The 26,236-nt window shown below is 47.8% G+C and carries 32 protein-coding genes; 25 read left to right on the forward strand and 7 right to left on the reverse strand.

Going from position 1 to position 26,236, the window contains the following annotated elements; translation table 11 throughout:
• Window positions 1–74: 74 nt before the first annotated feature.
• The 6 genes from NYE37_RS05830 (at window position 75) to NYE37_RS05855 (ending at window position 6,312) form a co-directional block, all read left to right on the forward strand.
• Window positions 75–1,031: a sugar-binding transcriptional regulator gene (locus tag NYE37_RS05830; protein ID WP_049720404.1), complete on the forward strand. Its 957-nt coding sequence runs from the start codon at window positions 75–77 to the stop codon at window positions 1,029–1,031.
• Between the two features lie 214 nt (window positions 1,032–1,245).
• Window positions 1,246–2,550 (forward strand): pyrimidine-nucleoside phosphorylase, encoded by a 1,305-nt coding sequence (locus NYE37_RS05835; protein WP_037995053.1) that lies wholly within the window; start codon window positions 1,246–1,248, stop codon window positions 2,548–2,550.
• Between the two features lie 15 nt (window positions 2,551–2,565).
• Window positions 2,566–3,222, forward strand: coding sequence for a deoxyribose-phosphate aldolase (deoC, locus tag NYE37_RS05840; protein WP_037995051.1), 657 nt, complete (start codon window positions 2,566–2,568; stop codon window positions 3,220–3,222).
• A gap of 25 nt (window positions 3,223–3,247) precedes the next feature.
• Window positions 3,248–3,640, forward strand: coding sequence for a cytidine deaminase (locus NYE37_RS05845; protein WP_340711871.1), 393 nt, complete (start codon window positions 3,248–3,250; stop codon window positions 3,638–3,640).
• Between the two features lie 209 nt (window positions 3,641–3,849).
• Window positions 3,850–5,055 carry an ATP-grasp domain-containing protein gene (locus NYE37_RS05850; RefSeq protein ID WP_198241451.1) on the forward strand — a complete coding sequence of 402 codons (1,206 nt, stop codon included), beginning with the start codon at window positions 3,850–3,852 and terminating at the stop codon, window positions 5,053–5,055.
• Window positions 5,056–5,148: 93 nt separating this feature from the next.
• The gene (locus NYE37_RS05855; RefSeq protein ID WP_037995047.1) at window positions 5,149–6,312 is read left to right on the forward strand and encodes a DUF819 family protein; all 1,164 of its coding nucleotides are present in this window, start codon (window positions 5,149–5,151) and stop codon (window positions 6,310–6,312) included.
• A 151-nt stretch (window positions 6,313–6,463) separates the two neighbouring features.
• Here the strand turns inward: NYE37_RS05855 and rmuC are convergent, their stop codons facing one another.
• Entirely contained in the window at window positions 6,464–7,810 is a 1,347-nt protein-coding gene (gene rmuC, locus NYE37_RS05860; protein ID WP_340711872.1) for a DNA recombination protein RmuC, read from the reverse strand.
• Between the two features lie 294 nt (window positions 7,811–8,104).
• On the opposite strand from rmuC, the gene NYE37_RS05865 reads away from it, so the two are divergent.
• From NYE37_RS05865 to NYE37_RS05875, 3 genes are all read left to right on the forward strand, one after another.
• A complete protein-coding gene (locus NYE37_RS05865; protein ID WP_049720307.1) occupies window positions 8,105–8,317 on the forward strand; it encodes a hypothetical protein in 213 nt (70 codons plus the stop codon).
• Between the two features lie 151 nt (window positions 8,318–8,468).
• Window positions 8,469–9,002: a phosphatase PAP2 family protein gene (locus NYE37_RS05870; RefSeq protein ID WP_037995045.1), complete on the forward strand. Its 534-nt coding sequence runs from the start codon at window positions 8,469–8,471 to the stop codon at window positions 9,000–9,002.
• Window positions 9,003–9,219: 217 nt separating this feature from the next.
• Window positions 9,220–10,554, forward strand: coding sequence for a helix-turn-helix domain-containing protein (locus tag NYE37_RS05875; protein ID WP_340711873.1), 1,335 nt, complete (start codon window positions 9,220–9,222; stop codon window positions 10,552–10,554).
• 53 nt (window positions 10,555–10,607) lie between these two features.
• On the opposite strand, the gene NYE37_RS05880 is transcribed toward NYE37_RS05875, so the two are convergent.
• Window positions 10,608–11,024, reverse strand: a complete 417-nt coding sequence (locus tag NYE37_RS05880; RefSeq protein ID WP_037995041.1) for a DUF1885 family protein — start codon at window positions 11,022–11,024, stop codon at window positions 10,608–10,610.
• Between the two features lie 205 nt (window positions 11,025–11,229).
• Between NYE37_RS05880 and NYE37_RS05885 the strand changes: the two genes are divergently transcribed.
• Window positions 11,230–11,532, forward strand: a complete 303-nt coding sequence (locus NYE37_RS05885) for a DUF3055 domain-containing protein (protein WP_037995039.1) — start codon at window positions 11,230–11,232, stop codon at window positions 11,530–11,532.
• A 165-nt stretch (window positions 11,533–11,697) separates the two neighbouring features.
• Window positions 11,698–11,841, forward strand: coding sequence for a GapA-binding peptide SR1P (locus NYE37_RS05890; RefSeq protein ID WP_121874250.1), 144 nt, complete (start codon window positions 11,698–11,700; stop codon window positions 11,839–11,841).
• A 56-nt stretch (window positions 11,842–11,897) separates the two neighbouring features.
• Here the strand turns inward: NYE37_RS05890 and NYE37_RS05895 are convergent, their stop codons facing one another.
• Entirely contained in the window at window positions 11,898–13,355 is a 1,458-nt protein-coding gene (locus NYE37_RS05895) for an aminotransferase class I/II-fold pyridoxal phosphate-dependent enzyme (protein ID WP_037995036.1), read from the reverse strand.
• A gap of 127 nt (window positions 13,356–13,482) precedes the next feature.
• Window positions 13,483–14,103 (reverse strand): YktB family protein, encoded by a 621-nt coding sequence (locus NYE37_RS05900; protein WP_037995034.1) that lies wholly within the window; start codon window positions 14,101–14,103, stop codon window positions 13,483–13,485.
• Between the two features lie 275 nt (window positions 14,104–14,378).
• Between NYE37_RS05900 and NYE37_RS05905 the strand changes: the two genes are divergently transcribed.
• The 6 genes from NYE37_RS05905 to NYE37_RS05930 all read left to right on the forward strand — a co-directional run bounded on the left by NYE37_RS05905 (window position 14,379) and on the right by NYE37_RS05930 (window position 18,710).
• Window positions 14,379–14,558, forward strand: coding sequence for a hypothetical protein (locus NYE37_RS05905; RefSeq protein ID WP_340711874.1), 180 nt, complete (start codon window positions 14,379–14,381; stop codon window positions 14,556–14,558).
• Between the two features lie 330 nt (window positions 14,559–14,888).
• Window positions 14,889–16,379 carry a leucyl aminopeptidase gene (locus tag NYE37_RS05910; RefSeq protein ID WP_049720305.1) on the forward strand — a complete coding sequence of 497 codons (1,491 nt, stop codon included), beginning with the start codon at window positions 14,889–14,891 and terminating at the stop codon, window positions 16,377–16,379.
• Window positions 16,380–16,467: 88 nt separating this feature from the next.
• Window positions 16,468–17,205: a glycerophosphodiester phosphodiesterase gene (locus NYE37_RS05915; protein WP_049720403.1), complete on the forward strand. Its 738-nt coding sequence runs from the start codon at window positions 16,468–16,470 to the stop codon at window positions 17,203–17,205.
• A gap of 65 nt (window positions 17,206–17,270) precedes the next feature.
• Window positions 17,271–18,101 (forward strand): deoxyribonuclease IV, encoded by an 831-nt coding sequence (locus NYE37_RS05920; protein ID WP_037995029.1) that lies wholly within the window; start codon window positions 17,271–17,273, stop codon window positions 18,099–18,101.
• 15 nt (window positions 18,102–18,116) lie between these two features.
• Window positions 18,117–18,407, forward strand: a complete 291-nt coding sequence (locus NYE37_RS05925) for a YlaH-like family protein (RefSeq protein WP_170151240.1) — start codon at window positions 18,117–18,119, stop codon at window positions 18,405–18,407.
• A gap of 18 nt (window positions 18,408–18,425) precedes the next feature.
• The gene (locus NYE37_RS05930) at window positions 18,426–18,710 is read left to right on the forward strand and encodes a hypothetical protein (protein WP_037995025.1); all 285 of its coding nucleotides are present in this window, start codon (window positions 18,426–18,428) and stop codon (window positions 18,708–18,710) included.
• Here the strand turns inward: NYE37_RS05930 and NYE37_RS05935 are convergent.
• Window positions 18,692–18,856, reverse strand: a complete 165-nt coding sequence (locus NYE37_RS05935) for a DUF2197 domain-containing protein (RefSeq protein WP_082240649.1) — start codon at window positions 18,854–18,856, stop codon at window positions 18,692–18,694. The genes NYE37_RS05930 and NYE37_RS05935 overlap by 19 nt on opposite strands.
• 144 nt (window positions 18,857–19,000) lie before the next feature.
• On the reverse strand, window positions 19,001–19,558 hold the full coding sequence (locus NYE37_RS05940; protein ID WP_082813532.1) for a YhcN/YlaJ family sporulation lipoprotein: 558 nt from the start codon (window positions 19,556–19,558) through the stop codon (window positions 19,001–19,003).
• A 132-nt stretch (window positions 19,559–19,690) separates the two neighbouring features.
• Here NYE37_RS05940 and NYE37_RS05945 point away from each other — a divergent pair, with 132 nt between their 5' ends.
• From NYE37_RS05945 to fabV, 8 genes are all read left to right on the forward strand, one after another.
• Entirely contained in the window at window positions 19,691–20,323 is a 633-nt protein-coding gene (locus tag NYE37_RS05945) for an MBL fold metallo-hydrolase (protein ID WP_082240647.1), read from the forward strand.
• 78 nt (window positions 20,324–20,401) lie between these two features.
• Window positions 20,402–20,974 (forward strand): TlpA family protein disulfide reductase, encoded by a 573-nt coding sequence (locus NYE37_RS05950; protein ID WP_049720304.1) that lies wholly within the window; start codon window positions 20,402–20,404, stop codon window positions 20,972–20,974.
• A 16-nt stretch (window positions 20,975–20,990) separates the two neighbouring features.
• Window positions 20,991–21,695: a cytochrome c biogenesis CcdA family protein gene (locus NYE37_RS05955; RefSeq protein ID WP_369792448.1), complete on the forward strand. Its 705-nt coding sequence runs from the start codon at window positions 20,991–20,993 to the stop codon at window positions 21,693–21,695.
• Window positions 21,696–21,731: 36 nt separating this feature from the next.
• On the forward strand, window positions 21,732–22,265 hold the full coding sequence (resA, locus tag NYE37_RS05960; protein WP_049720303.1) for a thiol-disulfide oxidoreductase ResA: 534 nt from the start codon (window positions 21,732–21,734) through the stop codon (window positions 22,263–22,265).
• Between the two features lie 5 nt (window positions 22,266–22,270).
• The gene (locus NYE37_RS05965; protein WP_049720302.1) at window positions 22,271–22,588 is read left to right on the forward strand and encodes a rhodanese-like domain-containing protein; all 318 of its coding nucleotides are present in this window, start codon (window positions 22,271–22,273) and stop codon (window positions 22,586–22,588) included.
• A complete protein-coding gene (gene cysK / locus NYE37_RS05970; RefSeq protein WP_037995014.1) occupies window positions 22,561–23,508 on the forward strand; it encodes a cysteine synthase A in 948 nt (315 codons plus the stop codon). The genes NYE37_RS05965 and cysK overlap by 28 nt, the downstream gene beginning before the upstream one ends.
• Window positions 23,509–23,520: 12 nt before the next feature.
• Window positions 23,521–24,624 carry a class I SAM-dependent methyltransferase gene (locus NYE37_RS05975; RefSeq protein WP_037995011.1) on the forward strand — a complete coding sequence of 368 codons (1,104 nt, stop codon included), beginning with the start codon at window positions 23,521–23,523 and terminating at the stop codon, window positions 24,622–24,624.
• 17 nt (window positions 24,625–24,641) lie between these two features.
• Window positions 24,642–25,841, forward strand: a complete 1,200-nt coding sequence (gene fabV / locus NYE37_RS05980; protein WP_037995008.1) for an enoyl-ACP reductase FabV — start codon at window positions 24,642–24,644, stop codon at window positions 25,839–25,841.
• 111 nt (window positions 25,842–25,952) lie between these two features.
• Here fabV and NYE37_RS05985 read toward each other — a convergent pair whose 3' ends face one another.
• On the reverse strand, window positions 25,953–26,177 hold the full coding sequence (locus tag NYE37_RS05985; RefSeq protein ID WP_037995005.1) for a DUF2626 family protein: 225 nt from the start codon (window positions 26,175–26,177) through the stop codon (window positions 25,953–25,955).
• Window positions 26,178–26,236 lie beyond the last annotated feature (59 nt).

Consider the following 26,236-nt stretch of genomic DNA (forward strand, 5'->3'; position numbering starts at 1 on the left):
GAAGGCGGCGAAAGATGAGTTCCGGATTCCATCCGTGCTATAATGGGCGTGACGAATTGATGATGGGTGAAAATATGGACCAAACAAAACTCAAGATGTTGATACAAGCAGCCAAAATGTATTACCAGGAGGATTACAACCAGCAGGAAATCGCCAACCAGTTGGGGGTTTCGCGTCCGACTGTGTCGCGCCTTTTGCAACAGGCCAAAGAAGAAGGAATTGTGCGGATTGAAATCGTGGATCCTTCTCTTCGTTTGGATCAACTTGCAGCTGCTTTAAAAGAAAGATACCGGATGAAAAAAGTGTTGATTGTACCGGTTCACAACTATGACGAAAAAACGGTGAAAAAAATGCTTGGCAGGCAGGCGGCCTTGTACTTGGACCAAATCGTTGCAGACGGGGATTTGATCGGTGTTGCCTGGGGGACAACCTTGTATCAGGTTGCGCTTCATTTGAAGCACAAGCCGGTCAATCATGTGCATGTGGTGCAATTAAAAGGAGGCGTCAGTTACTCGGCGGAGCATACTTATGCCTCGGAAATCATGCAAAGGTTCGGGCAAGCTTACGGAACGATTCCGCATTATCTCCCGCTTCCCGCCATTGTCGACAAGGCGGTGGTGAAAGAAGCAATCGAAGCCGACAAGCACATTCAAAAACTGCTGAAAATGGGGAGACAGGCCAATATTGCGGTTTATACCGTCGGGGAAGCGTTGTCCGATTCCCTGTTGTTCCGGTTGGGTTATCTGAACAAGGAAGAGTTGGAACTGCTCTCCGCCAAAGCCGTCGGGGATATTTGCTCCCGTTTTTATGATGAAAACGGCAAGATTTGCGATGAACGTTTAAATCAACGAACCATCGGCATTGAATTGGACGAATTGAGAAAAAAGGAGCACTCCGTTTTGGTGGCGGGGGGATTGAATAAAGTGAAGGCGATCCGCGGGGCTTTGCGGGGACGGTATGCCAACGTGTTGATCACAGATCAGCACACGGCCCGATTGCTTCACGAACAAAGCGGCGGAGAAAACGAATGAGCGACGATACGGGGCATTCGGATTGAATGCTCTTTTTTATTTTCCGTTTCGCCGATCATAATAAGGAGAAAGAGGATTGGAAAGATGTTGGTTTTACATTTGTTAATATTTTAATTTACATATGTTCACCCCTTTGATATATTTGCTTTGAAGGCAGGAATGGAATAAGTCGGATGGCTTTGTGCGATAAAGAATGAAGGGAGTCGTTAGGAAAATGCGGATGATCGATTTGATCGAAAAGAAAAGAGATAAAAAGGCGTTGACCGAAGAAGAGATTCGGTTTTTGGTGCAAGGTTACACCCGGGGAGAGATTCCGGATTATCAAATGGCCTCCTTTTTGATGGCGGTTTATTTTCAAGGGATGACTCCTGAGGAAACCGCTCATTTTACCATGGAAATCGTCCGCTCGGGAGAGCAGATCGACTTATCTTCCATTGAAGGGATCAAGGTGGATAAGCACAGTACCGGAGGCGTGGGGGATACCACCACATTGGTGCTGGCGCCGCTGGTGGGTTCGGTCGGTGTGCCGGTTGCCAAAATGTCCGGCCGCGGGCTGGGGCATACCGGCGGAACGATTGATAAACTTGAATCCTTTCCCGGATTTCATGTCGAGGTGGATAATGAGCAATTCATCCGGCTGGTGAATCAAAATAAAGTCGCCGTCATCGGCCAGTCCGGAAAGCTGACGCCTGCCGATAAAAAGTTGTATGCCTTGCGGGATGTGACCGGAACCGTCAATTCCATTCCGCTGATTGCCAGTTCGATCATGAGCAAAAAAATTGCTTCCGGTTCGGATGCCATTGTATTGGATGTGAAGGTGGGAGCCGGGGCTTTCATGAAGAGCATGGAAGATGCGCGGCAACTTGCCCGGACCATGGTGGAAATCGGCGGCAATGTGGGAAGAAAATCCATGGCGGTGATCTCGGATATGAGCCAACCGCTCGGTTTCGCCGTCGGAAATGCCCTCGAAGTCAAAGAAGCCATTGACACGTTGAAAGGAAAAGGGCCGAAAGATCTGGAAGAGCTTTGTTTGACGTTGGGCAGCCACATGGTTTGCCTGGCCGGCAAAGCCCAAACTCCGGAAGAAGCCCGATCATTGCTCAAAGAATCCATGAACAACGGAAAAGCGCTTGAAACCATGAAGCAATTTATCCGGGCGCAAGGCGGGGACGACCGGTATGTCGATCATCCGGAGCAGTTGCTGACCGCAAAGTATACGATGGAAGTGAAAGCGAAAGAGGACGGATATGTCTCCGAAATCACAGCCAATGAAATCGGAACGGCCGCCATGATGCTGGGAGCCGGACGGGCCACCAAAGAATCCGAAATCGATTTGGCGGTGGGATTGGTGTTAAACAAAAAGATCGGCGATTCCGTCCGCAAAGGAGAGACACTCGTCACCATTCACAGCAACCGTTCGTCGGTGACAGACGTCATTGAAAAAGTGGAACAGGCTTATGCGATCAGCCAAAAACCGGTTCAACCGCCTGCTTTGATTCACGACATTGTTCAAGGATGACAGGAGGAAGAAGAAATGGAAAAAAGTCAAATTGCCAAACTGATCGATCACACTTTGTTGAAACCGGATGCAACCAGGGAACAGATTGTCCGTCTGGCGGAAGAGGCCAAAAAATATGATTTTGCGTCCGTATGCGTCAATCCGGTTTGGGTTCCGCAGGTCTGTGAAATTTTAAAAGAGACTGATGTGAAGGTGTGTACGGTGATCGGATTCCCGCTCGGGGCAACCACACCGGAGACCAAAGCCTTCGAAACCCGCAACGCAATTGAAAACGGGGCGACGGAAGTCGATATGGTGATCAATATCGGTCTGTTAAAAAGCGGCCGGTATGAAGAAGTGGAAGAAGACATTCGTGCAGTGACCAAGGCGGCCGAAGGAAAAGCGTTGACCAAAGTGATCATTGAAACCTGTTTGTTGACGGATGAAGAAAAAGTCCGGGCATGTGAAATAGCTGCCAGAGCCGGGGCGGATTTCGTCAAAACGTCGACCGGTTTTTCAACAGGAGGAGCCACCGTGGAAGATGTCGCACTGATGCGCAAAACGGTGGGAGACGATCTGGGCGTGAAAGCATCCGGAGGCGTACGCAGCCTGGAGGATCTGATGAAAATGGTTGATGCCGGAGCCAACCGCATTGGAACCAGTTCCGGAGTCAAAATCATGGAAGCAAAATAAGCATTAAGCAGAAAGGTTGAGATCCATGGACCGTGACCAACTGATTGAGGAAGCCAAAAAAGGGATGGAACGGGCTTATGTCCCTTATTCCAAATTTAAAGTCGGCGCCGCTCTTTTGACCAAAGAGGGGAAAGTGATCCGCGGGGCCAATATTGAAAACGCTTCTTACGGACTGACCAATTGTGCCGAACGGACCGCCATCTTTAAGGCCGTTTCAGAAAACGAACGTTCTTTTTCCGCCATGGCCGTGGTGGCGGATACAGACGGGCCGGTTTCGCCTTGCGGTGCGTGCCGCCAGGTGCTTTCAGAGTTTTGCTATACGGACATGCCGGTTTATCTGTCCAATTTGAAGGGGGATGTCATGGAGACGACCGTTGGAAAACTGCTTCCCTATTCGTTCTCCAAAAAAGACTTATAGATCCACGATCTCTTGAGCCTTGCGAAGCCGGTTTCGCAAGGTATTTTTAATTAAAAGAAAATTAATCATTTTCTACATATATTTATTGACATAAAATAGCGTTTTTTCTAATATTAAGAGGAGCACCCTGAATGTCGGGGGTTCATGAATTTGCTTCATTTATCGGTGTTTTGAGATCCTCAAGAAGACAGAAAAAAGGGGGAAACAATTTGAGTATACTGATTTTCAACCGATTGCCCCATTATGATGTTCCTTATAACCAATGGTTGAAGGAACTGAATGAGGATCTGTATCTCATGACAAACACCACTTATGCCAAGGATTTTACTCAATATGTCCAAGTTTTTGCTTTTGAAAATTATGATTATAATTCTGCCATTGAATTTCAAGCTTTGCAATTGTACCGCGAACATCCGTATCACACCATCATTGCAACGGCCGAGAGAGATATCCTGCGGGCAGCCAGGCTGAGGGAATATTTGGGGATTGAAGGGCAATCCTGGGAAAGTGCCATCGCGTTCCGCGATAAAGTCAAAATGAAATCCATTCTAAGCGAGGCACGCATTCGGGTTCCTCAATATGCCCGTTTGAATTCAGCCATTGATTTGTATGCGTTTATTCAGGATCATCATTATCCGGTGGTGGTGAAGCCGGTTGACGGAATGGGGTCGAGGAACACCACCGTTCTGGAGAATGACCGCGACACCATCCGGTACCTGACCAAAGGCTTGGAGCATAATCTGGAAGTGGAACAATTTATTGAGGGAGAAATGTATCATATTGATGGTTTGATTCTAAACGGCGAAATCGTTTTATGCTGGCCGTCCAAGTATTTGAATGATTGCTTGGCTTTTCACGAGGGCAAATATTTGGGAAGTTATTTGTTGTCACCGCAAAATCCGCTGACGGCGCGTATGCAAGAGTATGTTTGTTCCGTTTTGAAAGTAATGCCGACGCCTGAGCACACTTCTTTTCATGCCGAAGTGTTCCATACACCGGATGATGAATTGGTCTTGTGTGAGGTGGCTTGCCGCACCGGGGGATCCCGGATTTGCGAAGAGTATCGCCAAGCTTTCGGGGTTGATTTGACGAAATTTTCTGTACAAGCCCAGTGCGGGATACCGGTTCAGCTGCCAAAACGGTTGCAGAAAGAGAAAAAACCAAAAACCCAATTTGGTTTTGTCGGGATTCCCCCGAAATACGGCACGTTTGTAAAGGGACCCAAAGCGGAAGAATTGCCGGAATGGATCACGGAATACCGGTTGCTCGCCAAACCGGGGCAATCTTATGCCGGAGCCAGCACGAGCGTGGATTACGTCGTGACCATGGTGATTACCGGACGGACGGAACAAGAAGTGCTCAGCCGGATTGAAGAGGCGGTCGAAATGGTGAACAGAAAAACGGAGTGGAAGTAGATCAGTATCGTCTTGGATATTTTTATCCAAGACTTTTTTTATTGAATGTATGATAATGGTGGAAAAGCAAAGAGTTTGAAAAGGAGGAGTTGGATGAATCAAGATGCATGGATCACCAGCCCTTTGGGAGTGGGGGCCGTAATCACTTTACTTATTTGGTTTTGCTTTTGGCTGGATCAAAAATACCGTTTTTTCTCTTTTCTCGGAACCGCGATCCTGGTGATCACCGGCGGGGCGGTTTTGGTCAATTTGCATGTGATTCCTTCTTCTTTGGGGGAATCAAATCCCGTTTATCAATTTGCCGGAGATTACGGTGTACCGCTGTCCATTGTCCTGTTACTGTTATCCACGGATTTTCGAAATTTGCGCCGATTGGGAAAACCGGCGTTTATCGCTTTTGGCCTCGCCGCCATCGGTACCGTTTGCGGGGCAGTGTTGGGAGGGCTTTTGACGGCCGGCCGGATCGGGGAAGAGAGTTGGAAAATCACCGCCCAATTTGCGGCCAGTTACATCGGCGGCGGGATTAATTATGCGGCGGTGGGAAAAGCGCTTGAAACATCAGAAACCATGTATGCGACCGGAGCTGCCGCCGACAACATCATGACCAACGTCTGGATGGTCGCGACAGCCGTGATTCCGGTGTTATTCCGCCGCTTTTACCCTTCGGTTCAGGACAAGGGAGAGAAAGGGGAAAAAGCCGGTGAAGGTTTCTTCCAACCCAAAAAAGTGACGATTTTTGATCTGGCGGCAATGCTTGCGGTTGCCTTTTCCATCGTGGCAGTCTCCGAATGGGTCACGCCATGGATTCAGCAAGCCAGCGGCCTTGAAATTCCAAGTGTGATCTGGTATACCACATTGGCTCTGTTGTTGGCCTGGTTTACGCCGGTCTCCCGGTTGCAAGGGGGAGAGGCGATCGGGAATTATTTGCTTCATCTGTTTTTTGCCACCATGGGCGCCGGGACTATCTTGAATACATTGGTGGAAAAAGGACCGGTGGTGTTTCTATTTCTCGTTCTTGTCATCGCCATACATGCACTGATTGTTTTCGGTGTGGGGAAATGGTTCAAACTGGAAGTGGAGATGTTGGCGGTGGCCAGCCAGGCGGCCATCGGAGGGCCATCGACGGCCCTTGCGCTGGCATCGTCCAAAGGTTGGGCTTCATTAATGACTCCCGCCGTGTTAATGGGGATCTTCGGTTACGCGGTGGGCAATTATATCGGGATCATGGTGGGGAACCTCATGAGAATGATTATCTGAGATTTTTGGTTTTCGGTCAAAGGGACTCCATCCTTGGGCAGCCGGTGCGTCGCCTGTCTGTGTCTGCCCAAGGAACACCCCGTTATGTGTTGAACCACCCGCCCGTTTCCGGCCGGATCGGTTTCACCACATGATAAAACCTGTTCCACGGTCACTCCCCCTGATCCGTTAATTCATCCGTTTCGGGATCGGCCGGAGTCGGGGGGATGCTTTTGGGTTGGGGCAGGTTTTCCACTTTGTTCAGTTTCTTTTTCATGGTTTCCGTTTGCCGGCTCGCCTGGCCGATGGTTTTTCCGGCTTCTTCAATTTTTCTTTGTGCTTTGGCCAGGTAGTCTCCGAACCGGTACAAATCATTTTTTAAAATGCTGAGCCATTCCCAAGCTTCATGGGTATGCTTTTCAATTGCCAAAGTGCGAAAGCCCATTTGCAAACTGTTTAAAAAAGCGGACAATGTTGCCGGCCCGACAATGGAGACACGGTATTTGCGCTGAATGCTTTCCCATAATCCCGGACGGCGCAAGATTTCGGCATATAAACCTTCCAAAGGCAAAAATAAAATGGCAAAGTCCGTTGTTTTCGGGGGGGATATATATTTTTCGCTGATCTTTTTGGCTTCTTGTTTGACCCGGTTTTCCAGTTTTTTTCCGGCCTGGGCCATTTGATGGACATCTCCGCTTTCCTGCGCTTCCAACAGGCGCTGATAATCTGCGAGGGGAAACTTGGAGTCGATCGGAAGCAATACAAATTTCCCTTCTTCCTGTTTCGAAGGCAGTTTGATGCAAAATTCCACATTTTCCTTGCTGTTTTCTTTGACACGCACATTTTTTTCATATTGTTCTGAAGACAACATTTGTTCCAAAATATTCTCCAGTTGAATTTCGCCCAACACCCCGCGGTTTTTGACATTGGATAATATTTTCCGCAAATGGTCCACACCGGTGGCCAGATTTTGCATTTCCCCCAAGCTTTTATGTACTTGTTCCAGACGTTCGCTGACCAATTGAAAGGATTCACCAAGACGTTTTTCCAAGGTGTTGTGCAACTTTTCATCCACCGTTTTGCGCATTTCCTCCAGTTTTTTCTGGTTTTCGGTTTGGATGGCCGCCAGTTTTTCTTCGACTTGGGTCCGGAGATGATCAAATTTTTGTTCGTTCATCCGGGTCAGATCATTCAGTTGTTTGGAAAAGCTGTCCAAGAGATCTTTTTGTTGCGATGCCGATTCGCGTAGCGTGGATAAAGTGGCTTTGGTCAACGTGGTGAAAGACTGCTGCAATTCTCTCCGGTTTTCCAGTGAAGACGTATTCCACTCCTGACGGTTGTACCCCATTTCTTCCCGCACTCTTTTTTCCAATTTTTCTTGCTGGGCTTGGAGCGTTTGCAGCTGGTAAAAAAGATCGTTCCAAGGATTTTCTTTCGTTTTCGTGAGCGATTGCCGGTACAAAAAATAGAGAACCCCCCCGTTCAGAAGAAGAGAGAGGATGGCGATCAGTGTACTCACTCTGCATCCCACCTTTTTGTCTTTGGTTAAAAATTCCTTATCTTATTATAGCGATCTTTTTTTCTTTCGTCTCCGGGAGCGGAAGATCAAGGATCGGATTTGTCGTTTTTTTAGGTGTTGGAAAAAATTAAACAGTTTACCGGACCTGAATGTTTGTTTTCCACAATTGTGACCAGATTGATCCATGTTGTTCAATAAATCTTATAGAATACAAGCCGTGGAATCTTGACCCTCTCCGTATTCCTTTTTAAAATGAAAACACAGGACGAAGCGTTTTAATATAAGGAGTGAAAAATGAACAAAACGTCTTTTTTGATCATCGTAGCTTCTGTCATGACTCTGATCGTACTGATGCCACCAAGCAATAAAATATGGCTGAATCATTGGGAAATGCTGCTTCAGTCGGGAGGAATCGAAAAAGGCGTTTCTGCTGAGAAAAATCCGGAAAAACAAACCACCCTGTGTTGTTACATAAAAGAACGGTTGGAAGGGTTGGCGACGGAATGATGGATATATCCTTTTTGGAAGAGTTGCACCATGGCAATCACCAATGCTGAAAACGGGTGTTAATCTTCTCCCAAGATTAACACCTTATTTACTTTTTCTTTTTATCGTTTTTCTTCATCAGGGGTGCTGAGACAGACGGAGGTGAGGTCTGATGAAAAGTTTGACATCCTGGTTGTCCCGATCGGATCAATTTTTGATCCAACTGGTGAATTGCCATTTCAAGTGTCGTTTGTTGGATTGGCTCATGCCCCGGGTGACCCATTTGGGAGGGGCCACGGCGACCATCGTTTTTTTGTTGGGCTGGCTTCTTTTTATGCCCAAGCCGGTGAAAGGATGGGCGTTGGAGGCATTGATTGCGCTGGGGACAAGCCATTTGGCCGTCCGGTTTTTGAAAAAGTATAAGCCAAGAATCCGCCCTTATCTGAAATTAACGCATTTGCACACATTTCCAAATCCGCTGACGGATTATTCTTTTCCTTCCGGCCATACCACAGCCGCTTTTTCCATTGCCATGACGTTTGCCCTTCATTCGTCCGTCATGATGATGATTTTGATTCCATATGCCATGATCATTGGATTCTCCCGCATGTATCTGGCTTTGCATTATCCGACCGATGTGTTGATCGGAACCTTCTTGGGAAGCAGTTTTGCTTTCATCGTGGTCAATCTATTTGAGAGGATATAAAGGGAGAGAATTTCCTTTTTTTGATTCATTCTTTTTTCTTTTCAAAAAAATATGGTAGAATAAGCGTATCTAAATATTTAATTACCCCATAAAATGTTGGGGTTTTTTCTTTCTTCAGGGGATGTTTGGGTGCTTTACCCCGTCATGACATAAAAATTAGCTGAAAATTTTATATAGTGTTACATATGTGGTGAAATTTGATCAGGTGTCAGGGATGGTGAAGAACGTGGACTATATTCATCCAATTCAAATCGGGGAATTGCTCCGAAAAAGGAGAAAGGAATTGGGACTGAGGCTGGAAGATCTGGCCGACGATTTCATCTCTCCTTCCACGATCAGCAATATCGAACGGGGGATTACTTATGTCAATGAAGAAAAAGTGCGGTATATTGCGGAAAAGTTAAATGTGAATCTGGATCGGGTCCATGATTTGTTGGCCAAAGAAAAACAAGAAGAAGAGCAAATGGTTTTAAAGTTGACCGCCATCGAGAGCATGGTGGATTTGATGAATCCGGACAAGGGATTGGAACGGCTTCGCAAATTGGATGTGCCCGCCAATCATAAGCTGGCCGGCATGATTCATTATTTGCGGGGGAAAATTTATTTAAAGAAGAAAAACTGGGTGAAGGCCAAAAACTACTTTCTGGAAGCGATCCGGATCATGGAACAACGGGAAGACCGTTCCATGACCAACATCAAAGCAGCCAGTTACCATGAATTAAGCCGCATTGCTTATGAAAACAGAGAATGGAATCAAGCATTAAGCTATATCGAGGAAGGAATCAGCCACTTTAAGGAAGAGGGACAACGGAGCCATTACAAATATCTTTTGCAGGTTTCACGCATCATCTATCTGAATGAAGCCAACCGTCTGGAAGAAGCGTTGCGCCAAATCGAAAAATTCTGGAAGGAGATCAGCTGCATTGAGAGCGTTGATACTGTGTTGGAATTATACATGGTTCGCATCAAGGTGTTAATGAAGTTGAAGTTGCATGACGAGGCCATCCGGTATGCCATCCAAGGAATCGAACTGGCGCGGATCAACGGGAAAGCGGGAAAAGCGTGCAGGTTATGGCAATTGATGGGAAAGGTGTATTTGTTGATCAAAAAATGGGAAGAGGCCGAAGACTGTTTCCTGACGGTATTGAGCCTGCAGGAAAGACTGAAAAACGATCTGTTAAAAATCCGGGGGCAAACGCACCTGGGCCTCAGTTATTTGGGGCAAAACCGATGGAGCGAAGCGGAGGAAGTCTTGAAAGAAGCCGCTTTGGGTTGCGAACGATCCCGGCAGACGGAAGTGAGCCGGGAAACGTACATGGCTTTGGGCGATTGCTACCTGCAACAAGCCAGATATCAAGAAGCCATTTTGTATTATGAAAAAGCGCGGGAGTTGGCGGGAAAGGAAGGCGACCGGGAGGAGGAACACAAAATCATTTTAAAACTGGCACAGTGTTATGAACGGGTGGATCTCAACAAGTTTCAGGAGTATGTGACCGAGCTTTACAAAATCGAGATGGCCGTGGAACAAGAAAAAGAATTGTCCGTCCATTGATTGTTTTAACCGTTTTCCTCCACCTGAAGGGACAAACAGGTGGAGGAAAAAAATTATTTCCGGTTGTTGTAATACATGACCCGGCCGTTAAACAAGTGGAGTTCTCCCTTTAACTGTTTGGCAAAAAACTTGGAAAACTCATTTCCTTTGGCAAGGTCCCCGTGGGATGCATTGGCAGGAAGAACAATTTGGATATAATGGACGCCCGACGCTTCTTCCTTGCTTGTTCCAATGATTAAGCCGTTATATTTATCCGGGCTTTTGCCTTTGAGGTATAGATAAGAAATGCCGTCTTGCTCCTCGTGGCTCACCTCATAAGGAAAAGCCGCCGCTTCATAAGACCACCCCAATTGTTTTCCCGTCAGACCGGTCATTTCGCAGTAGGTGTCGAGCAATTGTTTGACCCCGTCCAAATCAATGGTTTCTTGTTTGGAACCGGGAACCAGTTTTATGTATGCGCTTTTACTCACGGCGATCGCTCCTTCATATCAATACTTCTTTCGTTATATTAACATGTGTATGAATATTTCATCAAATTGTTTGATGTTTTGTTGGCTTGATCAATAAATTTATGTTTGAGCATGATAATATACGGGTATATATTATTTATCTTCTGTATTTTAGGATTCGCGTTTGAAATGATATTCTTCTAAATTAAAGCGAGGAGGAGATAAGATGAGCCTTTATGAACGTTTGTATGACGAGGCAGAAAAGGCCAAAGTGCGATTTGTCGGTTTTATTTCGGATAACGGCCGTTATGATTATGGCATCGTCTACACCAATCTGTTCTTTGGAAAGCCGTTAGTGGTTTGTATGCAGACGGGACGCTCCTCGTTGCTTTCTTTAGAAGACGCCGAAAATTTAGATTATTTGAAAAGAATTTTCCATCTCCGATCCATGGATGAAGCGAGAGAAGTTTCGATCTTTTTGAAAAGCTGTCTCCCGGCATTGGGGAACCAGGCCGAACGGGAATATTGACAGAAAGAGCAAGTCTCCGGATTTGCTCTTTTTTAATGGAAAAATGAAGAATATGACATCCCATCCTCTCCTTTGACAAAATTAGTATATCATAATATACTATTAATACATCATAATTGAATCGTTTTCACTCTTTATGAGATGTTATTGGAGGGGGTTCCTGTGTTGGAAGTCATCGTATGCCAAACCTGCGACAAAGTGATTGCTTATGTCGAATCAGAAAAAGCAGGCACCTTGTACGGTTCCTGCCAAGGTTGCGAAGATCATCCGTCCAAATCGTCTGAAAAACAAGTGGAAGGCGTGGCTTAAAGATAAAGAAGGACAAAGGTGGGTATAAAAAAAGGCCGCATCAAGCGGCCTCTTTTTTATTCAATCACCCGGATCATTTTTACGTTCGGATCTTCCGTTCCTTTGACAGGCAATCCGGCGTGGATGTGCTCTTTGATATAGTCGATGTTTTCTTCCGTGATCCGTTCACCCGGCGCAAAAACAGGGATCCCGGGCGGATAAATCATGATGAATTCGGCACTGATTCTTCCGGCGGCTTCTTCCAGCGGAACCGACACCGTCGGGCTGTAAAACGCCTCGCGCGGCGACAAAACCAGTTCCGGAATTTCCGGGGTTTGAATGGGAACATGATTGGAACGTCCAGGCTGATAAAAATGATCGGATAAATCCTGAAGGGCATCTATTAACGGAAGAATCGTTTCTTCGCTGTCGCCCGGCGTGACCAGACACAAAATGTTGTATAAATCGCTCAATTCGACTTCAATGCGATGATGTTCCCGCAACCATTTTTCTGCATCATATCCGGTGATGCCCAAATGTTTTAAATGGATGAGCAGTTTGGTTTCATCGATGTCATATAATGCATCGCTTCCCAGCCATTCTCTCCCGATGCAATGCAGCCCGGGGATTTCATTGATCCGTTTTCGTGCCGTATCGGCCCAATATAATGTTTGTTCAATGATATCACTACCGTTTACGGCCAGATAACGGCGGGCGGTATCAAGGGATGCCAGCAAGGGATAGGAAGTGGAGGTGGTCGTCAACATGCTGATAATGGATTGCACCCGGTGGGGATTGACCAGTCCTTCCCGTAAGTTGAGCACCGAGCTTTGCGTGAGCGATCCGCCCAATTTGTGGACACTGGTTGCGGCCATGTCCGCACCGGCATCCATAGCTGACAAAGGTAACCGGTCATGAAAATGGGTGAGCACGCCGTGTGCTTCATCCACCAAGACGGGAATGCCGTGCCGGTGGACAACCTCGACAATTTCGCGCAGATTTCCGGCGATTCCGTAATAAGTGGGATTGATGACCAGCACCGCTTTGGCATCCGGATGTCGGTTCAACGCTTTTTGAACCTGACTGGCGGTGATGCCGTGGGCGATTCCCAACCGCTCATCCATTTCCGGGTGGACAAAAACCGGGTAAGCACCGGCCAGAATAATGGCTGTAATCACTGATTTGTGCACGTTTCTCGGCACAATAATTTTTTCCCCCGGATGGACGACGGACATCACCATGCTCATGATTGCTCCGCTGGTTCCCTGAACGGAAAAGAAGGTATGGTCGGCCCCGAAAGCTTCGGCAGCCAGCTCCTGAGCTTCCTTGATCGCCCCCTTGGGAAGATGCAAATCATCCAACGGCTCTATGTTAATGAGGTCGATCGACAGGATGTTCGACCCGACAAACTGGCGAAATTCCGGATCCATTCCCTGCCCTTTTTTATGGCCGGGGATGTGGAATTGCAATGGATTTTTTTGTGAGTGTTCAATCAGCTTGGAAAACAGTGGTGTTTGATATTGTCTTTGGTTCATTGCTGTTGCCTGCCTTTTCGAGTAAATCATGCACGACCGTTAGTATAACAAAAAGCATTCTTAAACAAAAGAAAAAAATCCATAAAAAAACCTGCAAAACCCTCAGGATTGCAGGCAAGAATCAAGGTCAGGAAGAAACTGCCAACCGGTACAAAGGATAAAGCGTTTGAAAGACCGATTCGCTACGTTGGATGATGTCTTTACCTTTTAGGGAAACCGCTTCATCCCGGGGGATGAGAATTCCGCACAAAAACTCGGCTTTTTTCACCTTTTCCAGCCGGTCCAGCCCTTTTTCCACATCCCAATCCTTTTTGGGAGTGGTTTCAGGAACGGTGTGATCTTCCGAAATGTGGAAGTGGTCAGGAATCGCCGGCCAGATCTCGTCCAATTGCATACGAAGGTTGCGGGCAAAACTTGGTTTGCGTCCGCATTCATAAATCAAAGCAAACCAGATGAAAAGATGCGTGTCGCGGATTCCCAGTTGAAAATGCGGATGGGCTTTATACCCGCGTTTGTTGGCGGCCCAGGCCATCCAAGTTTCATCCGGCGGATTCACGGTCCGGCGGGCATGTTTTGCAATATGCAGATAAAACGGTTCTCCGATCATTTGCTCAAGAAACGGAGTAATTTGTTCCCCGATGCTTTCAAACTTCGGCCGGATCCGTTTCTTTAACTCTCCCATGCGTTCTTCAAGGCCGTTTACTTGAAAGACAGCAAAATCTTCTTCCGTAAATGAAGGAATTGCCATCGATTTTCACCACCCTTTTCCGTTTTGATCACTATCTTACCACAAGGCAGTTCCATTCTGAAAATCATCCACTTTGTCAAGTGTCGTTCCGTTTGCAAGTTTTTAAGCATAGATTATAGAAAATCAGAACCGGAGATTTCGAAGGGACAAAACGTTTTTCCGGGCAGGTTTATTTCTTGAAAAACAGGCAATGCTGTAGCCAAGCAACAAGATGGCAGGCATCCTAAGATACCCGATTAAAAAATAAGGGGTGTAGCGGAACCATGGAGGATTTGATGAAGGCTTACCGTTGTCGGGATGCGGAAGAAAGGATCCTGGTGTTGAGAATGGAGTTGGATTATGAGCTGTTAAACCTGTACGATGCTCTCAAAGAAAACCATCCCAATAAAATCGACCAATGCAAAGCGCGACTGGAGGAAATCAGAAAAGAGATGATGATGCTGGAAGCGTTATGATCTACATCCGGACCCGCTCACGTGGGTCTCTTATTTATGGCGATAAATTATTTAAATATTATAAAAATTAAAAGGGATGAGAATTATTGATCGTGCGAAAACCGGCGAAAGAACAAACATGCCAAAGATGTATATAAGTATATATATTGTATATATTCATATTTCAATCCGCTTGATGCTTAGTTGTGTCTGTTATAAAACAATTTCGTCTATTTATCCAAGACAGGAAACGGGTCTGATTTTGTCGAAACTGTTACATGCAAGAATTTTTACAGAGATAATGCACTTTTAATTTAAGACATCCAGAAACCGATTTGGGGAGGCGTTTGAATGGAATGGAAATTGACGAGAGAACCGCTTGCTTCATTGTCTGCGGATGCGATTGTGGTTTTTCATTTTCAAAAGCGCGAATCTTTGCTGGGCGTTACCCGGGAAATCGATGAAGCACTCGGTTTTCGGATTTCCAATCTCATTTCGCTGGGGGAAATCACCGGAAAGTTCGGTGAGATTACGACTCTTCACAATTGGGGGAAAATTCCGTCCGGTCGTGTCTTTGTCGTCGGTTTGGGCAAAGAGGGCAAACTGGATTTGCCGGCGTTTAAAGATGCCGTGGCGGCCGTGGCCCGCACCGCCAAAAAGAAAGGCATTGACAGTTTGGGAATCGGTTGTCCTTCCATTGTCATTGAAAGGTACAATCCGGTTGATGTCGTACAATCGGTCGTTGAAGGCATGGAATTGGGTACTTATGAGCATCACACCTATAAACAAGAGCAATCGAAAAAGAAAATCAACGCTGTGTGGATTTCCGACGCAACGCTCCGGGAATCGGCGTTTGAAGCCGGAAAACAACGCGGCCAAATCTTTTCCAAGGCCACCAATTACGCCCGTTATCTGGTACATGAACCGGGCAACCGCATGACTCCGGACCAATTGGCCGAAGAAGCAAGACAAATCGCCGAAAAACGCAATTTGAAAGCTGATATCATCACCACCGGCCGGTTGGAGGAGCTGGGGATGTACGGGTTATTGAGTGTGGCACAAGCCGGAGCCCATGATCCGTACATGCTTGTGCTGACGTATCAAGGCGCGCCGGACAGCCAGGAAGTTCTGGGGCTGATTGGAAAAGGAATCACTTTCGACTCCGGCGGATTGCAAATTAAACCGGCACGCTTGATGGGGGAAATGAAAGACGACATGGCCGGGGGGGCAGCGGTCTTGGCGGCGATGGATGCCATCGGTGAATTGCAGCCGCACTTTAATGTATGCGCTGTCATTCCGGTGTGCGAAAACGGAGTGGGTCCGAAAGCATACCGTCCCGGCGATGTGATTTCCACTTTTAGCGGCAAAACGGTTGAAATCCAACATACCGATGCGGAAGGCAGAGTGGTGTTGGCTGATGCGATCGCTTATGCGAAACGGTTGGGAGTGACCCGGATTGTTGATGTTGCGACGTTAACCGGGGCGGTCCAAGTGGCGTTGGGCTATGAGGTGACCGGTTTGATGAGTAATGATGAGAAGTGGGCAGAGGAAGTGAAAGCAGCTGCACGCATCGCGGGGGAAAAGGTGTGGGAGCTTCCGCTGTACGAAGAATATGATGAATATCTGAAAAGCGATATTGCCGACTTGAAAAATGAAGGAGGTTTTCCGGCCGGAGCCATCCAGGGGGGCATGTTTTTAAAAGCTTTTGCCGGAGACACCCCGTTTGTCCATTTGGATATCGGCGGAACGGTTGAATCCCCCAAAGAAAAAGGGATATTCGTCAAAGGGGCAACCGGCGTGATGACGCGCACGTTGATCCAACTCGCCGTCCGGTTGGGATGAGGGCATCTTTTTTCCCGAATTGACAAGGAATGCCAAAGCGGCGTGTGGAAATCAACAGGAAAGAACGAAAGTATTGTGGGTGGAATCGGTGAGTTTGACCAAAGTGTTTGCCCACCGGGGCTTTTCGGGGGCGGCTCCGGAAAATACGTTGTCTGCCTTTGAAAAAGCCGTGGAAGCCAAGGCGGACGGCGTGGAGTTGGATGTGCATTTAAGCCGCGACGGGCATGTGATTGTGATGCATGATGAAAAAGTGGACAGGACCACCGACGGAACCGGATGGATCAAAGACATGACGCTGGCAGAGCTGAAACAACTGGATAATGGAAGTTGGTTTCATCCATCCTTTCAAAACGAACCCGTTCCCACATTGGGTGAAGTGCTGGAAAGGCTCGAAGGGGTTCCTGTTGAGATCAACATCGAGCTGAAAAACGGCATCATCCGGTATCCCGGATTGGAACAGAAAGTGATTGCAGAAGTGGAGCGGTTTCACGTGCAGGGCCGGGTCATTCTCTCTTCTTTCCGGCATGAGTCGCTGTTGGCTGTGAAACAAGCCCGTCCCGGCATGCAAACCGGTGCGCTTTACGCCTGCGGCATGGTCGATCCTTGGGTGTATGCAAAGTATCTGGGGGTGGATGCGGTTCATCCGCATCATCTGGCCGTCACCACCGGGATGATTGACGGTTGTCACCGGCATGGAATCCGGGTCCGTCCGTATACGGTGAATGAGGAAAAAGAGATGAAACGGTTGATGGATGCCGGGGCGGACGCAGTGATCACCAACTATCCGGACCGGATGAGAAAGTTGCTATCGCCAAAGGAAAAGTGATAAAATATGAACGTGAACGGCGCCTTTACCTCAGGCGCTTTTTGTCTTTACAGGAGGAGAAGTCCATGAAAATCGGTTGTCATATCAGCGTTGCCAAAGGTTTTTACAAAGCTGCGCAAAAAGCCCGCGAATTGGGAGCGGATTCGTTTCAGGTGTTTACGAAAAATCCGCGTGGCTTACGCCCCAAAAAATTAAATCACACGGATGCCGGGCGGGGAAGGCGATTTTGTGAAGAGCACGGCATTTCGTTGGTTTGCCATACACCTTATATCACCAATTTGTCCACCCCCAAACCGGATCTTCATGAAGTGACCATTCGTTCCATCAAGGAAGATTTAATGATTGCCGAAGCTTACGGCGCTGTCGGAGCGGTGGTTCATTGCGGAAAACATGTGGGGGAAGGGGAAGAGTACGGTCGTGAAAGAATGGTGGAGACACTGAATAAAATTTTGGCGGATTATGAAGGAAACACCAAGCTGCTGCTGGAAAACACCGCCGGGCAAGGCAGCGAATTGGGACTTACGATTCAGGAGCTTGTCGACATTCGGGAAGCCACCGATGCGCCGGAGAAAATCGGATTCTGTTTTGACACATGTCACGGGTTTGCCGCCGGGATCTGGACGGAAGAAACCTTTTCAGATCTTGTGAACGAAATGGAAAAGACGAAGTATCTTGAAAATTTGGTGGCGATTCACTTTAATGACAGCAAAGCCCCGGCCGGAAGCCGGAAGGACCGGCATGAAAAAATCGGCAAAGGGGAAATCGGGGAAAAAGCCTTGTCGCTGTTTCTGAAAGAACCCCGTTTTGAAGGATTGCCCGTGGTTCTGGAAACGCCGGTGGAGGATGAACAAGAATACAGTGAAGAGATGAAATATCTCCATCAATTGAAAGGATAAAAGGGGTGTAAGATGTTGGCATGGCTCAATAACTGGTTGAATTCTTTACCGATTTCAGGCATTTATCTCGTGATTTTGGTGTTAACGGCCGTGATTTACAAAACGGCATTTGCGGTCCGGCTGCCCGTGTTAAAAACGGTGTTGGTTTACATTACTTTGGCTGTCGGCTGTTGGCTGCTCGCCCTTTTTCATCTGATGGGACTGCCCATCGTTCCCGCGCTGCTGGTCACGGTGGTGTTGATTGCAGTGACGCGGTTGCGGCTTTATCTGGTGCGAAAGAAAGAACAAGACGAAAAAATGGCATGAAATCAGGGAGAGATGACCATGCAACTCAAGGATGCTCTGTTTAACTGGCTGCAAATTCAAGTGGTTCAGGATGCAAGGCCCAGCGATCGTTCTGCACGGGACACCGTGCAGTTTTTTGAGGAAATGTTGCGGGAAGATCACCGCGTGGAAAATTTGGAAAAGAGAAAAGAAAAAGACCGGTATGTGGTTTGTTATCAGGTGGATGGAGAAGAAAAAGAGGAGATTTTCCCAAAAGACACGGCGGAACAATTGCTCCGCGACATCATGGCGGAACCAAAGTACAATCAAGTCTTTGAAGATTGATTTTTTTTCCGTTCCGTCACTTGTTTGGTGATTCGTTCGTGACATTGCGGACAAATTTGAATCCGGTGCGGATGCTTTTTGATTTTTTTCTCTGTGAGCGGGTCCGGACGGAAAACTTGGTCACACAAAATGCAAATCACTTTCATGAGGCATCTTCCTTTAACGGATCAAATAGGCTATTTTCTAGTATACTATATTTTATGAAAGCGGAAGGCAAACAAGTTTGATCAATTGATTAACAAAAGAAAAAGAAGAAAAGCAAACATGGGAAAATCCCGATGTTTGCTTTTTTATTTCAGCCGCTGTTGATCTTCCTTCGAGGGGGGGTGTTCGTTTTTCTCGGTTTCCCTGGAAGGTTGCGGAACGATACGGGCTGCGATTTCGGCCAGTTCTTCCATCACTCCTTGAACCGGACGGCCGTTTTGAAGATCTTCATTCAGTTCCCGGATCCGCTGTGTGATGTCGGGGTCCGCGGTGACCAGTGCATTGGCTCCTTGCGGATCTTCTTTCAGGGCTTGGGCCACCGTATATTTGATGGTGCCGGTTCTTCCCCGGTCCAGGGTCGGATCCAGGTCCACCCCGACAATGGTGTATTTGCCAAGCACGATGGCGGAGGCCCCTTTGACGTTCGGGACGTTTTGAGCAATGGTCACCAGGCGGTTTGCAACGGCCTGGGACGACTGGTCTTTCTTTTCGTTCGGAGCGGTCTGCCTGACTTTCACAGTTTGCGGTGGCTGATTGGGTGAAGGCGATGCATTGTCCGCCGGAGGTTCATTTTTTTGCGAACAAGCCGAAAGAATCAAGACAAGGCCGGCAAGACCGCTGATGGTTTTCAGAAGTGTGTTCATCCGGTCCCACTTCCTTTCCGTATATTTGTGTTTATTTTGTCCGAAAACGGAACTTCCATGTACCGTTTTGCTGAAAAGCGCATTTTCAGTGTAGAATGAGCATAAATCCGATGAATGAGATGGGGTGAGAAGATGAAGGTGGAATCTTTTGTATTGGGGCCGGTGATGGTCAACACTTGGTTGCTTTATCTTCCGGATGAAAAACGCGGTGTGGTGATTGACCCGGGCATGGAACCGGCACCATTGGTTGAACGGATTCAGGAATTGGAACTCAAGATTGAAGCGGTGCTGTTGACGCACGCTCATTTTGACCATATCGGCGGGCTGGAAGAGGTTCGTTCATTGACCGGGGCTCCGGTCTATGTCCATGAGGCGGAAGCGGATTGGCTGACCAATCCGGATCTGAACGGCTCCTCGTTTTTCGGGTTGCCGAAAGTGCAAGCGAAACCGGCGGACCATTTGCTGAAAGGCAAAGAGGTGCTGACTTTGCTCGGAAAATCATGGGAAGTGATACATACGCCGGGCCATTCGCCGGGCAGTGTGACTTATGTGGTGGATTCCCTTTTATTGAGCGGTGATGTCTTGTTTCAAGACTCCATCGGGCGAACGGATTTGCCGGGAGGGGATCACGAGACCCTGATGCGCACCATTCACGACATCATCATGGAGTTTCCCGAAGAAACCCGTGTTTTGTGCGGACACGGACCGGAAACCACGATCGGGAGGGAACAGATGCATAATCCGTTTGTGACCGGAATGCTGTAAATAAGGTTTAAAGAATCCGGCCGTTGACATATACTTTGGACAACGAAGCAATGAGTCCATCATCAAAGGGTGTTTGCAATGAACAAGCGACAAACCGTTATTGCCGCGGTTTTGGCTGCAGCGGTGGCAGGAGCCGTCTTCATGGCCGTTGACAAACCAAAAGGAAATTCGACTTCCGTGATGAACCGGGTGGTGTGCCAAGGGGAACCCAAACCGGCACAAGGATTTTGTGCGCCCAATTTTAAGTTGCCCGTCTTATCCGGTGAAGAAGTGGAGTTATATCAAAACCAGGGGAAACCGACCGTCGTGAATTTCTGGGCTACCTGGTGCCCGCCATGCAAGGAGGAGATGCCTTATTTCCAAAAATTGCATGAAACATACGGCGAAAAGATCAATGTGATCATGGTGAATGAAACCGCGATGGAGCGCGATGAAAGCGATGTCAAACCTTATCTTGACAACCACCGGTACACGTTTCCGGTCGCCCTTGACCGGGACCGGAACGGGACGGTGGTCGGTGTGGACCAATATCAATTGTTCAGCATTCCCGCCACGTTTATCATCAATGAAAACGGAAAAATCACCCATCACTTTATGGGGGCCGTTTCGGAAAAACAGCTTTTTTCTGCGGTGCAAGAACTGATGCAATGAAAAAGGGAGGGAAGAAATCATGGTTGAGCAAGTCAGCTGGTGGTTGGCTTTTGGAGCGGGGGTGCTTTCCTTTGTCTCTCCGTGCTCTTTGCCGCTGTATCCGTCCTATCTTTCCTACATCACGGGAATTTCAGTCAACCAGCTGAAGGAAAAACGCCGGATGCGGGAAGTCATGTTGCATACCGTTTTTTTTCTTATCGGTTTTTCCATGATTTTTTATGCCATTGGATTCAGCGCAAGCTGGTTTGGCGCTTATTTTAAAGAATACCAGGATCTGATTCGGATGCTGGGGGCCGTTCTCATTGTGGCGATGGGTTTGTTTATGCTGGGGATTTTTCGGCCCGCTTTTTTAATGCGTGAGTATAAATGGCAGGTGTCCAAAAAAAATGTCAGCTATTTGGGTTCGCTGGCCGTGGGGATCGGTTTTTCCGCCGGATGGACCCCCTGCATCGGCCCGATCTTTGCCGCCATCATCACGCTTACGGCTTTGAATCCGGAAATGAGATTTGTTTATGTGACGGCTTATATTTTAGGATTTTCGATTCCATTTTTGCTGATGGCATTTTTCATGGGAAAAACCCGTTGGATTTTGCGGTATTCGGAAAAATTGATGAAGGCCGGCGGGGCATTGATGGTTTTGCTGGGGGTTTTGTTATATACTGATCAGATGACGGTTTTCACCGCCTGGCTGGCAAAAGTCACAGGTTTTCAAGGATTTTGATTTGAGGTACATTGGATTAGAAAGTCGGGTGAGGCCATGGACAAAAAAACGAGGTACTGGGTGCGGCGCATCTTGTTTCTTGTGATGGTGGTTTTAATTGGTTATGCTTTATATCAGGCCGTGACCCAGGATTCAAAAAGCAGATTGCAGGAAGGAGAACCGGCACCCAACTTTACCCTGACGACATTGGACGGGAAAACGGTGCAGCTGAGCGATTACCGGGGAAAAGCCGTTTTACTCAATTTCTGGGGGACATGGTGTGAACCTTGCCGCACAGAAATGCCGGCGCTGCAAAATGCTTATGACCAGTACAAAGACCAGGGGTTTGAGGTGTTGGCCGTCAATATTGCGGAAACCGATGTGGCTGTTTCTTCTTTTGTGGAGCAATATCAATTGAATTTTCCGGTTTTGTTGGACCGAAATCGTGAAGTCACTGAGCTTTACGGCATTGTTCCGATTCCGAGCTCTTTTTTCATTGATAAAGAGGGAAAAATCCGCAAGATAGTGGAAGGTCCCTTGAACCTTGACCAACTTCGCATTCATATTTTACCCATTTTACCAAAGGAGTGACCGGTGTGAGCAAATATCAGGATATTGAAGCCAAAGAATTAAGCAAGGCTTTTGACCCGGAGCAATATGTGGTGGTGGATGTGCGCACGGATGAAGAATATCAAGAAGGGCATATTCCCGGAGCGGCCCACATTCCATATGATGAAATGGAAAACCGTTTTCATGAATTGGAACATGCCAAAGACAAACCGATCTTGCTGGTTTGCCGGAGCGGCCGGCGGAGTGTGATCGCGGCAGAGGTTTTGTCCCAAAAAGGTTTTGAACAATTGTTTAATTTAAAAGGTGGAATGTTGGAATGGAACGGACCCGTCAGCAAAGAGTAAGCGTTGCGGAAAATATTTTGGAATTGGTGGGCCGGACCCCGATGGTCAAATTAAACCGTCTGGTTCAGCCGGACTGGGCGGATGTGTATGTGAAGCTGGAAAAATTTAATCCCGGTGGAAGCGTCAAAGACCGCACGGCGCTGAACTTGATCCTGGATGCGGAAAAACGGGGAGTCTTAAAACCGGGGGCAACCATTATTGAGCCCACCAGCGGCAACACCGGAATCGGATTGGCACTGGTCGGTGCCGCGCGCAACTATGAAACCATTTTGGTTATGCCGGACAATATGAGCCAGGAACGGATTAAACTCTTAAAAGGCTACGGGGCCAAAGTGGTGTTGACACCGGGCAGGGAAAGGATGCCCGGGGCAATTAAGAAAGCGGAAGAACTGGCCAAAGAAATTCCGAATTCCTTCATGCCTTATCAGTTCCAAAATGAGGCCAATCCGGAAGTTCACCGCAACACGACCGGACCGGAAATCTTGGAGCAGATGGAAGGAAAGATCGATGCATTTGTGGCAACGGCCGGTACGGGAGGAACCATTACGGGAACCGGAGAATATTTAAAATCTCATTTGCCGGATTTATTTATTGCGGTGGTCGAACCCGAAAACTCCCCCGTCCTGGCGGGCGGCAAACCCGGACCGCACCAAATTCCGGGGACAAGCCCCGGGTTTATCCCGCCGGTGTTGAATCAGTCCATTTATGATGAAATTTTTCATGTCAGTGATGAAGACGCCATTGAAACCACACGCAAGTTGGCCAGCCAAGAAGCCCTGCTGGTCGGCCCTTCATCAGGAGCATCGGTGTGGACGGCTCTGCAAGTGGCGAAGCGGTTGGGAAAAGGCAAGAAAGTGGTTTGCATGGCTCCGGATACCGGCGAACGGTACCTGAGCGCCAATGTGTTTGATTTCTCATAAGGGGAGCTTGTCATGAGTAATTCTCTCTTGGACGGGTTGATTCAAGAAATTGAATCGACCCGCCTCCGTGCCATCGGGTTTCCCCGGTTTATGGAACAGGCGTTGTATCATCCGGTATGGGGTTATTACGCAAAAGAACAGACCAAATTGGGGAAAAAGGGTGATTTTTTCACCAACGCGCACGTGGGTGACCTGTTTGGCAAGGTGCTCAGCCGTTTTTTTGCAGACTGGCTGAAAAGAAACCAAATCCGGTCCCGTTGGACGATTGTTGAATGGGGAGCCGGTGACGGCCGCATTGCCGAACAGTTTGCGCAAGGTTTGATGGAGCAGGGTTTTTCCCCGGAAGAGATCTCATTTTACTTAATCGAAACCAGCCCGTATCATCGCCGTTTGCTGGAAGAACGTTTCGCCTCGTCCCCGGTCGGTTTTCGGACCGTCAACCGCTTGAGCGACATTCCTGCACGGCCTTTCTCATTTATTTACAGCAACGAGCTGGTTGACGCTTTTCCGGTTCATCGGATAAAAAAAGATCAGGGCAGATGGACTGAGGCGTTTGTGACCACCATGAACCGGAAGCCTTATTTGAAGGAAAAGTGGATTCCTTTGTCTGAAGACAGTCCCGTCCGTCAACAAATGGAAAGTTGGCTTATGAAATTAAAAGAAGGCCAAGAGATGGAAATCTGTCTGGCGGCGCGTGACTGGCTGCAGGAAATTGCCGGCTGGATGGAGCAAGGAGTGCTGGTTACCATTGACTATGGCGGGACCGGCGAACAATTACTGCAAAAGGGAAAAACCATCCGCGCCTATCAAGCGCATCGGGTTTGCCATGATTTCTATTCGGATCCGGGTGAAAAGGATCTTACATATGACGTGAATTTTTCCCATTTGATCGAATGGGGCCGGGAGGCCGGGTTTACGGGGGAGCAGTTATGGTCCCAGTCCCGGTTTTTGATTGAGGCGGGCGTGTTTGACTGGCTGCCTGAATCCCCCGGGAGGGATCCGTTTGGCGAGGATGCAAAGCGGCTTCGGGCCATCAAGCAGCTCATTCATCCCGAAACCATGGGCGAAGCATTCCAAGTGCTCATCCAGACCAAATCCACTGGTGAAAAAAAATGAATGAAAGAGGATGAAAGATGATCATTAAACCGAAATTTCGCGGCTTTATCTGCACAACGGCCCATCCGGACGGTTGTGCGAAGCAAGTGCAAAATCAAATCGATTATGTCAAAAGCAGGCCCAAAATTGACGGGCCGAAAAAAGTGCTGGTTATCGGTTCTTCAACCGGTTACGGACTGGCTTCGAGGATAGTGGCGGCTTTTGGTTGCGGAGCCGACACCATCGGGGTGTTTTTTGAAAAACCCAGTGTGAAAAACCGGACGGCCACGGCAGGCTGGTACAACACGGCGGCTTTTGAGAAAGAAGCCCGTAAAGCCGGATTGGTGGCAGAGAGCATAAACGGGGATGCATTCAGCAAAGAGATCAAAGAACAAACGATCCAAAAGATCAAAAACCGTTTGGGGGGCAAAGTGGATATGGTGGTTTACAGCCTGGCGGCCCCCCGGCGAGTCCATCCGGAAACGGGAGAGACCTTCCATTCCGTTTTGAAACCGATCGGAAAACCCTTTAGCAACAAAGCGGTGGATTTCCACAGCGGAAACGTGTCCGAAATGACGATTGAACCGGCCACCGACGAAGAGGTTCATGACACCATTCAAGTCATGGGCGGGGAAGATTGGCAGATGTGGATGGACGCTTTGAAAGAAGCGGATGTGTTGGCAGAAGGCGTCACCACCATTGCCTATTCCTATATCGGTCCGGAATTGACTTTCCCCATTTACCGGGAAGGGACCGTCGGAAAAGCCAAAGACCATTTGGAAAAAACCGCTCATGAACTGGACGCAAAACTGAAAGACTTGGGCGGACGGGCATTTGTGTCTGTCAATAAAGCCCTGGTGACGCAATCCAGTGCCGCGATTCCGATTGTTCCGCTTTACATTTCCATCTTGTACAAAGTGATGAAAGAAAAAGGGTTGCACGAAGACTGCATCATGCAAATGTACCGTCTCTTTTCGGAAAGACTTTACCAAGGCGGAGAAGTGCCCGTGGATGAAAAAGGGCGCATCCGGATTGATGATTTGGAAATGATGCCGGAAGTGCAGCAGGCGGTGATGGAGCAGTGGGAGTTGATCGACAGCGCCACTTTGGAAGAAATTTCGGATATTGAAGGATATCGCCGCGATTTCTTCCAGCTGTTTGGTTTTGAAACAGAGGGCGTCGACTATGATCAAGAAGTGGATCCGGCCGTGAACATTCCAAGTATCGATGAAGCATGAAAAAGAGCCGTCAAAAAAGACGGCTCTTTTCTTTTGCTTTCACCACAAAGAAAAGAGCCGCCGGGATGAGGTTTTTTAAAGTGAAAACGCTTTGCAATCTTTTCGTAAATATTACATCATGAAAGTGGCATACCCAACCATACCGATAAAGGAAATAAACATATAACCACCAAACAGATACATATATGTTTTTTCCGTGAAACGCATGTAACCCAATACCGTGAAGAGGATGGTTTGCGCGATGAAAAGGAAGGCCGGGATGTACATTTGGCCAGCCAGGAACATGAGGGCGATCGCAAAAGCCCAGAAACCGAGAACACGAAACATGCGGTCCATGGTCCCACTCCTTTCTATGTACCCTGATACGTTGAGATCTCAGAAGACGATGACAGATT

It is taken from the genome of Thermoactinomyces sp. FSL K6-2592 (genome assembly GCF_038006465.1).
GTDB lineage: Bacteria > Bacillota > Bacilli > Thermoactinomycetales > Thermoactinomycetaceae > Thermoactinomyces > Thermoactinomyces vulgaris.

Coding starts and splice junctions, on each gene's coding strand:
- NYE37_RS05940 (WP_082813532.1), bottom strand. CDS start 19,558: ATGAACACACTTCTGAAAACCATCAGCGGTCTTGCCGGCCTTGTCTTG.
- NYE37_RS05945 (WP_082240647.1), top strand. CDS start 19,691: ATGAAGGTGGAATCTTTTGTATTGGGGCCGGTGATGGTCAACACTTGG.
- deoC (WP_037995051.1), top strand. CDS start 2,566: ATGGAAAAAAGTCAAATTGCCAAACTGATCGATCACACTTTGTTGAAA.
- NYE37_RS05920 (WP_037995029.1), top strand. CDS start 17,271: ATGAAAATCGGTTGTCATATCAGCGTTGCCAAAGGTTTTTACAAAGCT.
- cysK (WP_037995014.1), top strand. CDS start 22,561: ATGGAACGGACCCGTCAGCAAAGAGTAAGCGTTGCGGAAAATATTTTG.
- NYE37_RS05870 (WP_037995045.1), top strand. CDS start 8,469: ATGAAAAGTTTGACATCCTGGTTGTCCCGATCGGATCAATTTTTGATC.
- NYE37_RS05855 (WP_037995047.1), top strand. CDS start 5,149: ATGAATCAAGATGCATGGATCACCAGCCCTTTGGGAGTGGGGGCCGTA.
- NYE37_RS05985 (WP_037995005.1), bottom strand. CDS start 26,177: ATGGACCGCATGTTTCGTGTTCTCGGTTTCTGGGCTTTTGCGATCGCC.
- NYE37_RS05835 (WP_037995053.1), top strand. CDS start 1,246: ATGCGGATGATCGATTTGATCGAAAAGAAAAGAGATAAAAAGGCGTTG.
- NYE37_RS05950 (WP_049720304.1), top strand. CDS start 20,402: ATGAACAAGCGACAAACCGTTATTGCCGCGGTTTTGGCTGCAGCGGTG.
- NYE37_RS05900 (WP_037995034.1), bottom strand. CDS start 14,103: ATGGCAATTCCTTCATTTACGGAAGAAGATTTTGCTGTCTTTCAAGTA.
- NYE37_RS05895 (WP_037995036.1), bottom strand. CDS start 13,355: ATGAACCAAAGACAATATCAAACACCACTGTTTTCCAAGCTGATTGAA.
- NYE37_RS05975 (WP_037995011.1), top strand. CDS start 23,521: ATGAGTAATTCTCTCTTGGACGGGTTGATTCAAGAAATTGAATCGACC.
- NYE37_RS05865 (WP_049720307.1), top strand. CDS start 8,105: ATGAACAAAACGTCTTTTTTGATCATCGTAGCTTCTGTCATGACTCTG.
- resA (WP_049720303.1), top strand. CDS start 21,732: ATGGACAAAAAAACGAGGTACTGGGTGCGGCGCATCTTGTTTCTTGTG.
- NYE37_RS05830 (WP_049720404.1), top strand. CDS start 75: ATGGACCAAACAAAACTCAAGATGTTGATACAAGCAGCCAAAATGTAT.
- NYE37_RS05930 (WP_037995025.1), top strand. CDS start 18,426: ATGCAACTCAAGGATGCTCTGTTTAACTGGCTGCAAATTCAAGTGGTT.
- NYE37_RS05845 (WP_340711871.1), top strand. CDS start 3,248: ATGGACCGTGACCAACTGATTGAGGAAGCCAAAAAAGGGATGGAACGG.
- NYE37_RS05885 (WP_037995039.1), top strand. CDS start 11,230: ATGAGCCTTTATGAACGTTTGTATGACGAGGCAGAAAAGGCCAAAGTG.
- fabV (WP_037995008.1), top strand. CDS start 24,642: ATGATCATTAAACCGAAATTTCGCGGCTTTATCTGCACAACGGCCCAT.
- NYE37_RS05935 (WP_082240649.1), bottom strand. CDS start 18,856: ATGAAAGTGATTTGCATTTTGTGTGACCAAGTTTTCCGTCCGGACCCG.
- NYE37_RS05905 (WP_340711874.1), top strand. CDS start 14,379: ATGAAGGCTTACCGTTGTCGGGATGCGGAAGAAAGGATCCTGGTGTTG.
- NYE37_RS05910 (WP_049720305.1), top strand. CDS start 14,889: ATGGAATGGAAATTGACGAGAGAACCGCTTGCTTCATTGTCTGCGGAT.